Origin of the sequence: Polyangium sp. 15x6, assembly GCF_029960785.1 — a bacterium.
GTDB lineage: Bacteria > Myxococcota_A > Polyangia > Polyangiales > Polyangiaceae > Polyangium.
In genome coordinates this window covers 21,812-32,140 of the sequence record NZ_JASBQE010000125.1, presented here as the reverse complement: position 1 = coordinate 32,140, position 10,329 = coordinate 21,812, and the positions used below count along the sequence as shown (strand labels likewise).

At 66.1% G+C, this 10,329-nt stretch carries 9 protein-coding genes and 1 pseudogene; 5 read left to right on the top strand and 5 right to left on the bottom strand.

All coding sequences use genetic code 11. The annotated features are described in order from the left end of the window. From QHF83_RS46965 to QHF83_RS46955, 3 genes and pseudogenes are all read left to right on the top strand, one after another. Positions 1-327: pseudogene (locus QHF83_RS46965) on the top strand (carbohydrate-binding protein); the annotation flags it as partial. A 65-nt stretch (positions 328-392) separates the two neighbouring features. Further along, the gene (locus QHF83_RS46960; RefSeq protein WP_282424676.1) at positions 393-1,592 is read left to right on the top strand and encodes a beta-eliminating lyase-related protein; all 1,200 of its coding nucleotides are present in this window, start codon (positions 393-395) and stop codon (positions 1,590-1,592) included. A 111-nt stretch (positions 1,593-1,703) separates the two neighbouring features. Further along, positions 1,704-2,897 (top strand): glycosyltransferase, encoded by a 1,194-nt coding sequence (locus tag QHF83_RS46955; protein WP_282424675.1) that lies wholly within the window; start codon positions 1,704-1,706, stop codon positions 2,895-2,897. A gap of 89 nt (positions 2,898-2,986) precedes the next feature. On the opposite strand, the gene QHF83_RS46950 is transcribed toward QHF83_RS46955, so the two are convergent. After that, positions 2,987-3,991 carry a hypothetical protein gene (locus QHF83_RS46950; RefSeq protein ID WP_282424674.1) on the bottom strand — a complete coding sequence of 335 codons (1,005 nt, stop codon included), beginning with the start codon at positions 3,989-3,991 and terminating at the stop codon, positions 2,987-2,989. An 842-nt stretch (positions 3,992-4,833) separates the two neighbouring features. Between QHF83_RS46950 and QHF83_RS46945 the strand changes: the two genes are divergently transcribed. Further along, on the top strand, positions 4,834-5,163 hold the full coding sequence (locus QHF83_RS46945) for a hypothetical protein (RefSeq protein ID WP_282424673.1): 330 nt from the start codon (positions 4,834-4,836) through the stop codon (positions 5,161-5,163). A 53-nt stretch (positions 5,164-5,216) separates the two neighbouring features. Further along, positions 5,217-6,101 carry an ADP-ribosylglycohydrolase family protein gene (locus QHF83_RS46940; protein WP_282424672.1) on the top strand — a complete coding sequence of 295 codons (885 nt, stop codon included), beginning with the start codon at positions 5,217-5,219 and terminating at the stop codon, positions 6,099-6,101. A gap of 65 nt (positions 6,102-6,166) precedes the next feature. Here the strand turns inward: QHF83_RS46940 and QHF83_RS46935 are convergent, their stop codons facing one another. The 4 genes from QHF83_RS46935 to smpB form a co-directional block, all read right to left on the bottom strand. Beyond that, positions 6,167-6,559 carry a hypothetical protein gene (locus QHF83_RS46935; protein WP_282424671.1) on the bottom strand — a complete coding sequence of 131 codons (393 nt, stop codon included), beginning with the start codon at positions 6,557-6,559 and terminating at the stop codon, positions 6,167-6,169. A gap of 55 nt (positions 6,560-6,614) precedes the next feature. Beyond that, positions 6,615-6,905: a hypothetical protein gene (locus QHF83_RS46930; RefSeq protein ID WP_282424670.1), complete on the bottom strand. Its 291-nt coding sequence runs from the start codon at positions 6,903-6,905 to the stop codon at positions 6,615-6,617. A 254-nt stretch (positions 6,906-7,159) separates the two neighbouring features. After that, on the bottom strand, positions 7,160-9,643 hold the full coding sequence (locus tag QHF83_RS46925) for a bifunctional aminotransferase class I/II-fold pyridoxal phosphate-dependent enzyme/GNAT family N-acetyltransferase (protein WP_282424669.1): 2,484 nt from the start codon (positions 9,641-9,643) through the stop codon (positions 7,160-7,162). A 157-nt stretch (positions 9,644-9,800) separates the two neighbouring features. Next, positions 9,801-10,283 carry an SsrA-binding protein SmpB gene (gene smpB, locus QHF83_RS46920; protein ID WP_282424668.1) on the bottom strand — a complete coding sequence of 161 codons (483 nt, stop codon included), beginning with the start codon at positions 10,281-10,283 and terminating at the stop codon, positions 9,801-9,803. Between the last annotated feature and the right edge of the window lie 46 nt (positions 10,284-10,329).

The window sequence follows — 10,329 nt, the reverse complement described above, 5'->3', positions numbered from 1 at the left end:
ACCGGAGGCACCGGAGGCGGTGGTGGTAGCGGCAGCGGCGGCACCGGCGGCACCGGCACCGGCGGCGGTGGCGGTAGCGGCACCGGCGGCGGCGGCACCGGCGGCACCGGCGGCACCGGCGGCATTGGCACCGGCGGCACTGGCGGCATTGGCACCGGCGGCACTGGCGGCAGCTCGGGGGTCGCGCCAGCCGCCCCCGGAGGCGAGGCCATCGCTACGGGTCTCTGCGCATTTCAACCGGCCCCGACGCGAACCCCCTCCCCGACCCTCGCGCTCCCTGCGATCGCCGCCCTCGCGCTCGTCCTGCGCAGACGCCGCAAGGGCTGATTCAGCCGAGCTCGAGCTCGATCGGGCCATACGTGGCTGTTCATCCCGTCCCGTCGCTCCCGGTCATGCTGCATTGGCTGCGTCCGGTCGCACGCGTCTCCAAGACGTTGGGGGTAGATGTCACGCCACGATTTGTGCTGGTATGTGGGCTCAACATGAACCCAACGGAACTGCGTCAGCGTTGCCACACGTTTTTCTCGGGAGAAAAGCCGACCACCGCCGCCGAGGACTTCGCCGCCATGGCGCGCTTTTGCGAAGCGAACGACATCGCCCATGACGCCTACGGCGAGGGCGCGTTGGTGCAGGACTTCGAAAGGAAAATAGCCGATCTGCTCGGCTTCGAAAAGGCCGTCTTCTGCATCACCGGCACCATGGTGCAATCCGTTGCCTTGCGGCTCGCCTGTGAAGCCGCCGGCAGCAAGACGGTCGCACTGCATCCGACCGCGCATGTGCTACTGCACGAGCGCAGCAACCATCAATTGCTCGACCATTTCAAGTCGCTGCACGTCGGCGATCCTTTCCGCACGTGGACCGTCGCCGACCTCCAGGCCTGGCCCGACCGGATCGGCGCGACGCTCTATGAACTGCCGATGCGCGAGATCGGCGGACAGCTGCCGGACTGGGCGGAGCTCGAAGCGCTCAAAGCGTATTGCCGGCAACGGAACATTCATCTGCACATGGACGGCGCGAGATTATGGGAAGCCTCGGCCGGCTACAAGCGCTCGCTGAAGGAGATCGCGCAAGGCTTCGATTCGGTCTACGTTTCATTCTACAAGGGCATCGGCGCGCATGCGGGCGCGATGCTGCTCGGCAGCGCGGATTTCATCGCGAAGGCCGATACGTGGATGAAACGCATGGGCGGAAACGTCTATCGCCGCTCGCCCTATGTCGTGTCGGCGGCGATGCGCTTCGAAGAGCGGCTGGCGAAGATGCCTGCCTACCTCGAACGCACCGAAAGGTTGTACGACGTGCTGCGCGACTTTCCGCAACTGCAAGTCAATCCGGCGCGGCCGCACGTCAACATGCTTCACGTGTATTTCCCGGTCGGCCGCGAGCGCCTGACGGCCATACGCAACGAGCTGGCAGAGGAACACGGCATCTGGCTGTTCGGCGGCGCGAAGCACGCCGCCTTGCCGGATCAGAGTTCGATCGAATGGTATGTCGGGGAAGGGTTGTCGACCCTGTCCGACGCGCGGGTCCGGGAAATTCTCACACTCGTGATGCGCAAGCTCGCCTCCCCGGCGGGTCCGGCCGTCTCGGCCTGAACGGATGAGGCGTCGCACGGCGTCCTCGCCCCGCATCCCGTTCCAGGTTATGAAGCGGAACGGGGCGCTGACCCGATCCACGCGGCGCGCGTGGTGGAAGGGAGAGGGACGATGCGGGTATTGCTGACGGGAGTGGGGACGCGCGGTGACGTGCAACCAGTCGTGGCCTTGGCCGCCGAGGTGCGGCGTCGGGGACACGACGTGAAGCTGTGCGTGCCGCCGAACTTTCTCGACTGGGTGGGCAACTTGGGCTTCACGGCGACCCCGATCGGCATCGCAATGCGTGCGCCGAGCGGAGCCGCCGCCGCGCAAGCACCGACGCCGGAGCAGCTCCGCGCGCTGCTCGAGCACCTCGTGAAAGACCAGTTCGACGCGACCGCGTCGGCCGCCGAGGGATGCGACGTGATCGTGGCCGGCGGCGCGCATCAGTACGCCGCACGGTCCATCGCGGAGCGAATGGGCATCCCGTCCATGATCGCCGTGTACGCGCCGGTGGCCCTGCCGTCGCCGGATCATGCGCCCGCCGGGGAGCCCGGGGGCGACCCGGAAGAAAATCGCAGGCGCTGGCAGGACGAATCGCGGAGCTGGAACGAGCGCCTTCTCGAGCGGCTCAACGCCCATCGGGCGCGCCTCGGCCTGGGTCCGCTGAGCGATGTCCTCGGCCATATCCTCGGCAAGGATCCGTGGCTCGCCACGGACCTGGTGCTCGGGCCGCGGCCGGCGACGCCCGGCCTTTTGGTCACGCAGACGGGAGCCTGGATCCTTCCCGACCAGACGCTGCTCGAATCCGCGCTGGAAGCCTTCCTCGCCGCCGGCGAGCCGCCCGTCTACATTGGCTTCGGCAGCATGCCCGCGGACCAGCAGACCGGCCGCATCGTCATCGAGGCCGTGCGGGCTGCGGGGCGTCGCGTCGTCCTATCGCAAGGGTGGGCTGAGCTCGGTCTGGTCGACGGCGCCTCCGATTGCATCGCGATCGGCGACGTCAATCACCAGGCGCTGTTCCCGAAGGTCGCCGCGGTGGTGCACCACGGCGGTGCGGGTACGACCACGATCGCGGCGCGCGCGGGCGTCCCGCAGTTGATCGTCCCGATGTTTTCCGATCAGCCCTACTGGGCCTCGCGCGTCCGGGCGCTCGGGATCGGGACGTCCGTGGCTCGTGGAGCCCTCCGCGCGGAGTCCCTCCTGCCCGCGTTGCAGGGCGCCCTCGATCCCGGAGTCGCTGCTCGCGCGGCCGCGATTGCCGGCACCGTGGCGATGAATGGCACGGCCGTCGCCGCCGACCTCATCGAGCAGATTTCCGCGTGAACCTCGGGTGATCGCCGTGTTCGGCGCATCGGGCGCGCGATTTCGACCCGATGCCGCTCCACGGCGATCCGCCGAGCCCATCGATTCTTTCAGGGAGCGGGGGAAGCTGCGGCCGGGGGCACGCGGGTGATATCGACGACGAGCATCGGTGGCGCGTCATTGACGATCGCCATGGTGACCGAACGCTTCGCTTTTTTCTTCGTCCACGACGCCTGGCCCTTGACCCTCCCGTCCGTCACGCAAGCCATGAAATCCTTCCCCGCGCACTCGGCGGGAAACGTGAAGCTCCTCGACTTCGGTTCGCCGTACATTCTTTTGAGCACGGTCTCGGTCGTGTCCATCGCGCCGGCCCAGCTCCTGCTGTCGTCTTGCGGATGCACGAGAATGCGCAATCGCGAGATTTTCCCGTCCGCGAAGGAGAGCTCCGCCGAGGCCCTCTTGAGCTCGAAGGACGGCACGCCGCTACAGAGGAACGTCCCATCTTTCTCGGTCCATTGATGCCCGGCGTTCTGGCACGACGACGCGGCTTTCTCCGGCCCTTCCTTGAAGTCGAATCCGAAGCCCTCGGGCAGTGGCGCCCACTTCGCTTTTTCGATCTCCTGCTCGCGTTCCTGCAGGAGCATCTCGCGCTCATCGACGAGCTTGTTGTGCACGTCCACCGCCTCGGCGATGTTCCCGCTGCTCGAGATGAGGAGAGGAATTGCAATGCCGAAGGACACGGCGGCGCCGATTGCAAAACCAGTATGATAGGGCTCGAAACGGTTTGTGACGATGTACTGCCCGGCAAGCCAACTGGCACACCCGGAGCCAATACCCATCAGCAAACCACCGAAGATCGCCCTCTCCTTCGCTCTGCTGATCCTGTCGCCATTCGCTGGCTCTTGCTGGAGTTTGTCGGTCATGTCGCCTTGATCGAGCGGCTTCCCGTGTTGCGAGTATTTCCCTCCGGAAGGGGAGTCGACGTCGATACGCATGTTCGCGTCGAGCGGGATCCCCACCGTACACCCCGCGCCCGTGAAGAGAACGATGCCCATCGCTGCCCCGAGAGCCCATCGATTCGTCCCCGAGGCCGATTCGTCTGTATCGTTTTTCATATCACATCCGTCGACACTTCTTACCGTGGGACGCATTAGCAGGACTCGGACCAACGCTCGGGCGTCGGGAATTCCACGGGTAGGAGCTCGAACGGCGGGAGCGTGGAATGCGGCTGGCGCGTCAATCCCACGCGGGTGACGTCAACGGGGCCGCTGACGCGTCAGCCCCTCGCGTGACCCTCGCAAGGGCGGCCTTGCGGCTCTTTGGGGACCGATCTGACCTCGCTCGCACGGATCGCTCGGAGCGGGATTACGTCGAGGAGTATGTCGAGCCCGAGCTTTTACCCGAGACTGCCCAATTCTCATGCCCCGCCATCCGCTGCACTCCCGCGCGCTTGTCGCCCGCATGCAGTCTCACGCGTGTGAGCGTGCGAGGACACGTGTGCCGAAACGTCCAACAATGAGCCACTGTGCGCCATCCTCGAAGGTTCGCATGTCGCCGACCGCAGCGTGGGAGCGGGAATTCCCGCGGATTCTGCCTGGCCCAAGCGTTGCTCGGTGGATGGCCCATGCAATTGACCAAGACAGCATCGAGAGCACGCGCGGCGTGGGCGACCTTTACCATCGCGCTGGCGCTGAGTGCATGTCAAGGCCCTGTCGGGACGAGCAACGGCGCTGGCACCGCGGGTTCGGGGGGCGATAGCGGCGGCGCTGGCACCGCGGGTTCAGGGGGCGAGTCCTTCGCTGGGCGACGCTGCGGCGTGGGCGCCCCTTGCTCGGCGGGAGCGACCTGTGCGTATTCGGGAATCGAGAGCGGTCTCAAATGCACGTGTGATCCCTCGGGGCATTTCCTTTGTGACCCCTGGGCCAGCGGGGGCGCGCCGCCTTACAGCCCGTGCGATATGGAGAGTGCCTGCAATGAAGGCGCCGGAGGAAGCGGCGGCGCCGGCGGCGCCGGCGGCGGCGGAGGCGCCGGAGGCGCGAACGACGGGACGTGCTCGCTGGGCAACGGTTGGTGCACGCGGACCTGCACCTGCGCCGGCTGCGAGATCGAATGCACGGGCAACCCACCCCCTTCGGAGAATGAGAATGGCCGTCTATGCGACCTGGACTATTGCTCGCTGGATTACTGGCGCTATGGCGGCTGCGAGATCAAGGACGGCACGTGTGATTACAGAGTCGAGTGCGGTGACTCCCCGAAGCTCATCGGCACGTGCCCGGACAGCAATTGATGCTCGCTCCTCGAGACGAGCGCCACCGGTCGTGAAAGCGTAGACTCTCGGCCATGACCGACGTCGGAGCGCGAAAGCTCGCACGGAACTGCCTCCTCGCGGGGGCTCTCGGCGATGCCTGGGGCGGTCCCTATGAGGGTCGCGCCGGGCCACTTCAGCCGGTCTTTCCGGAAGCACCGCGACTTTCGGATGACACCTGGTTGACCCTCGCCACATGCGAAGCGATCGTGCTGAGCCGAGGGCGTGTTCAGCCCGAACGAATCGCCGAGCGATTTCGGAGCTGGTTCGAGTCCGGCCGCATCACCGGCGCCGGGTCGGCGACCGTCAAGGCGCTCCGTGACCTTGCGGCAGGCGCCCACTGGGCCCTTGCGGGGGCCCGCGGCGAGTTCGCCTCGGGCTCGGGCGCTGCCATGCGGGCTGCTCCATTGTCGTTTTTCCTGGACCCCCGTGTCGAGGCGGACCGTCGAACGATTCGTGACGTGTCACGGATCACGCATCACAGCGACGAAGCCTACGCCGGTGCACTCGCCGTGGTCGTCGCGCTTCGACGCTGCGCGCAGCTCGCGGCCGTGCCACGAAACCTTCTCTCGCTGGTTGCGGACGAGCTTCCCGACACGGCGGTCCGCGACCGGTTGCTCGAGTTGTCCGCCTGTCAGGATTCGCCGAACGACGCCGCCCGGCGGTTTGGGAGCTCCGGGCATGTGGTCGAGGCCGTGCCGATGGCCCTGTTCGTCGCGGCGGCGACTGCGGACGAGCCCATGGAGTCGGTCATCTCCACAGCGGTATCTCTGGGCGGCGACACCGACACGATCGCTGCCATCGCGGCTCAGGTTGCTGCCATTTCGGGACGGTCGCTCCCGGATGCCCTCGTCGCAAGACTCCCCGAGGCATCACAACTCGGCCCTGGATTCGATCCCTTCGTATCGCTTCTGAAATGATAGCTTGACTACGCGGCGAACACGTCTCCACGACATCGTCATCATTTGCTTGTCCACGGGGTCTTTCACGCACCGCGTTCCTCGAACACGTAGAGCCAGTCCACCGGCGGCCCTCGACGCCGCGGTCCCCCTGCGGCCATGAAGCGGATTGTCAAGCATGGTTGGCGCTGCTCTCCAAGCTTGATCTCGACCTCGCATGGCTCGGTGCGCACCGCATTCACCCACACTTCGCCGCGAAGAAGGAGATGATCCGGACTCCGCTCGATGATGCTGGCAATGAAGCCGTCGAGCCAGTCGTGACGGGGCCACATCGGATCTCGCATGAGCGCTCGAGCCAAGAGCGCCTCGACCGCATCGCACAGCTCCCGAAGTTCAGTGTCCGTGCATGTGGCACGCGCCGAAAGCCGTTGGGCCAACACAAAAACCTTCTGCAATATCGGCGCATCCGGCGCTTCCATGGTCGTGCGGAGAGTATCGAGGCGGCCTCGACGGGGCAAACATGGAACCATCGAGTCAGTTCACGCGGGCTCCGACCACCAAGATTTCTCTCGGTGCCTGGATCCGCCTGCGGGGGCGGGTGGCGGTGTGCCCTCGAGGCCGACCATTCCGGAGGGTGTCGAACGTGCCGTTCACGGCGACCGTCGCCTCACCCCCCGCCGAGTCCTCGTCGCTCTCGCCGTCGGCGCTGAGCGCGGCGGACTCCATCTCGGCGGGTTCTTCGGCCTCCGTGATGCACCCCATGCCGACGACCGCGACCGAGGCGGAAAGACCGAGCAGCGCGAAGACCTTCGACATCTCCGTCATCTTGATATCCCTTTCCTTCCTTCGCCTGGCTGCGTCGCAACTGATTGCAGGGTCCCAGGCTCATCCCGACGACCGCGGATCTTCTTCGGCCCGCTCGCTCCCATGTCGAGGGGTCGAGTCCGCGCGCGCTGCCGCCTCGGCGCTTACCATTGCGGCGCGGACGTTCGTGCTGGGCCCAGGGGTACGACCACGACAAGCAACATGCCTGGAAATCCCTTTTTCGCGTCAGGGTCGCCAGGCCGAGAGAAACTCTGCTACGAGCCAGCGCGGCTTCTGCGAATGGCGAGGCGGGTGACGTACTCTTGCAGCTGCGTCGCCTCGTACGCATCGTCAGCCCGGACAAACGCGAACGTGGGGCTGGCCGTCGCGCCGTAGCGAACCTTCTCCTGACCCGTGCCCATCCCCAGGTGCAGGCGCTTGCAGCCGAGTTTGCCCGCGCGACGCACGATCTGCCAGAGCAACTGGCGGTAGGGGCTCACCTCCTCGGTGTTGAATCCCTCGTAGTCGACCCCGCAGTAAAGCCACCTGTACGCTTCGCCCGCGTGACGGCAGGCTCCCCAGGCCACGGGCGCGCCCCCACCTTTGCGCCGCAAGACCATCACCTCCCATGAGCCGCTCTCGAGCTGCGCCCGCAAGAGCTCGACCGGCAGGGGGAAAATGTTGATGCGCAAGTTCTTCCTGGCGATGTTCAGGTAGAGCGCGTGCATTCGCCGCAGCTCGTCGTCCGAGACGTCGGTCTGGCTGTCCCAGATCTCGACGTCGAAAAGCGATGACCGTTCGGTGGTGGCTCGGACGTGCTTGCGCCGGCCGGCTGTCGGGAGCGATGCAATGAAGGCGTCTTCGCCGCGCCAATCGAGCTGCAGCATGTAGGACTCCACGAGCGGCACGGGGACGAATCCTTGCCCGGTGAGCACCTGCGCGATTTCGGGGTCGTCGCCGACGTCGCGAATGACCAGCGTGCTCGAACCCTGGGCTTTCATTTCGGCGACGCCTGCCTCGACGAGCTTGACGAGCCCCTTCATTCTGTCCTCCCCTGGGCGGAGGAACATGTGCTCGCCCTCGGACGCGAGGGAGCCCATGACGACGGCGCGAGAGGTGAAAAGGTAGGGGGTCTCCGCCCGTTCGGCTTCGAGCGCGGCGCTGACCTCAGCGCTCATGAACGTGTCGTCCTTCATCAGGCACGTCGTGAATGGCGCCGCGGCGAGCGGCGCGCCGGACTCGTCGCGCACCAGAACGTAGCGGAAGGACCAGCAATGCTCCGGTCGATCATTGCCTTGGTGGAACACGCGCTCGACCGCGCGCATGGTGCGGGCGTCGATGTACGAGAGGCCTCCGACGAGCGAGTCCCAGAGCTCGGGGGCGATCTGATCGATGGAGTCGAACATCTCGACCGAGCCCGTGTCGTGCTCGGCGGTCTTTCGCTCGGGGACGCGAAAAATGCCCGATATCCTGTTCGTCGCCGACCGCAAGAAAGGCGGTAGCACCCCCTCGAATTGCTCGTCGACCTCGGCACGCGTGACGCCCACGCTCTCGAGGACCGGCTCCAGGTGGGAAGCGATGGCAGAGAAGAGCGCGTCGACCTCGTGCTCGGCGTGGTTTGCGTTGATCGTGACGCGCAAGCCGCCGCGGCTCGACGGCACGGCGGGGAAGCCCGAGACGTTGACGTGGAAGCCGTCGTCGCGCAGCCTCTCCGCCATCTGGTAGACGGCCTCGACGCGGCCGAGCGCGACGAAAAAAATGGGCGCTTCGTTGCGAATGACGAGCGGGATGCCCAGCCGATCGCAAAGATCGTTCGCCTGTTCGATCCGGCTCTGCAAGACCGCCTGGCGTTGGCCCAGCTCGGGGCTCAGGTGGATCCGCGCCGAGGCCACGCTCGCCCCCAGATCGCCAGGGCGAAGCGGCCCCGAGAACGAGAATGGCCCGCCCACCAGCCTCGCCATCTCGAGGAGCTGTGGGTCCTTGACGACGACGACCCCGCCCCCGGTGGCAAACGCCTTGGCCAGCGACGTCACCACCACCATTCGCTCGTCGAGCGGGAAGCGGGACAGGAGGTGTCCACGACCGTTCTCCCCCGCCCAGCTCATGCCGTGGGCGTCGTCGACGTAAAGGCGGACGTTCGGCGCCACGTCCAGAACCGCCTGCAAAAAGCTCTCGGGCAGGTAGTCGCCGTACATGGAGTAGACGCCGTCACAGGCGAACCAAACGTTCTGGTGCTTCACGGAGAGCTGGCGAAGCACGTCGAGGGCCCTGTCGAGCTCGCCGTGTTTGACGATGACCTTCGTCGCGTTGCTCCGCGCGCATTGCAGCGTGATCGCGTCGTCCACGGACCTGTGCACCTGGTGGTCGCACACGATCGCGTCCTTCTCGGTCAGCAGCGCAGGCAACACCACGTGGTGGGCGATGCTCGTGCTCGGCAAAACGAGCACCCGGGGGACGCCGAAGATCTGCGGAAAGAGCTCTTCTTCGAGCTCGTGGTAGAGCGGGCACGACAAGTACCCTCGGCTGTACGACGTCTGTGAGCCGAAGCGGCGGTAGGCCTCGGCCCCGCCCTCGATGAGCCTCGGATCGAACTCGAGGCCCAGGTAAGAGCAGCTGCCGAAAGACAGCATTCTTTGGCCGTTGACCTGGATGTGACGGTCCGAGAGCCGTTCGTCCTCGGACGCCAGGAAGTAGTGCCCGCGTTGCCTGCCGTGATGGTGAACCTGAAAGACTGCGTCGCGGAAGCTGGATGCGTCCATTCTCGTGTACCTCTGGCGGTGGAGCCTCGGGGGTGTGGCATTGGGTCCCGAGGCCACCATCGAAGAATGGCATCGTGCACGGCAGCGTCCAGATATCAAGGAAAACCTGGAGATCGACCGTACCGAAAGATCAGATCCGCAATGCCCGAGCCCCGCGTTACCCTCCGCGGCGCTGGCGGGCACGCAGTTCTTGGAGCGCTTCGCGCTCCTCCGTGCGCTCGGCGATGGTGGCGCGCTTGTCGTGGACCTTCTTCCCGCGACCGACGCCGAGGGTCACCTTCACATGGCCATTGCGAAAATGCAGGTCGAGCGGCACGAGCGTGTAGCCCTCGCGCACGATGGCGCGCTCGATCTCCCGAATCTCGCGCGCGTGGAGGAGCAGCTTGCGCGCGCTGCGCTCGTCGTGCGGAAACGCGCGCGCGTGGAAGAAAGATGCGATGTGCATGTTCTTCAGCCATACCTCGCCACGCTCGACGACCGCGAACGCGTCGATCAGGTGCACGCGCCCCTCACGCAGCGATTTCACCTCGCTCCCGCGCAGCACGATGCCCGCCTCGTACCGGTCCGACAGCTCGTAGTGGAACGCCGCCGCGCGGTTCCGCGCGATGACGTGCTCGTCGCTCTGCTTCTGTCCTGTCATGCAGCGTCTTTCGGCGAGACGGAGGCTGGCATCGTCGGGTGCACGG

Coding starts and splice junctions, on each gene's coding strand:
- QHF83_RS46960 (WP_282424676.1), top strand. CDS start 393: ATGCTGCATTGGCTGCGTCCGGTCGCACGCGTCTCCAAGACGTTGGGG.
- QHF83_RS46955 (WP_282424675.1), top strand. CDS start 1,704: ATGCGGGTATTGCTGACGGGAGTGGGGACGCGCGGTGACGTGCAACCA.
- QHF83_RS46950 (WP_282424674.1), bottom strand. CDS start 3,991: ATGAAAAACGATACAGACGAATCGGCCTCGGGGACGAATCGATGGGCT.
- QHF83_RS46945 (WP_282424673.1), top strand. CDS start 4,834: ATGGAGAGTGCCTGCAATGAAGGCGCCGGAGGAAGCGGCGGCGCCGGC.
- QHF83_RS46940 (WP_282424672.1), top strand. CDS start 5,217: ATGACCGACGTCGGAGCGCGAAAGCTCGCACGGAACTGCCTCCTCGCG.
- QHF83_RS46935 (WP_282424671.1), bottom strand. CDS start 6,559: ATGGAAGCGCCGGATGCGCCGATATTGCAGAAGGTTTTTGTGTTGGCC.
- QHF83_RS46930 (WP_282424670.1), bottom strand. CDS start 6,905: ATGACGGAGATGTCGAAGGTCTTCGCGCTGCTCGGTCTTTCCGCCTCG.
- QHF83_RS46925 (WP_282424669.1), bottom strand. CDS start 9,643: ATGGACGCATCCAGCTTCCGCGACGCAGTCTTTCAGGTTCACCATCAC.
- smpB (WP_282424668.1), bottom strand. CDS start 10,283: ATGACAGGACAGAAGCAGAGCGACGAGCACGTCATCGCGCGGAACCGC.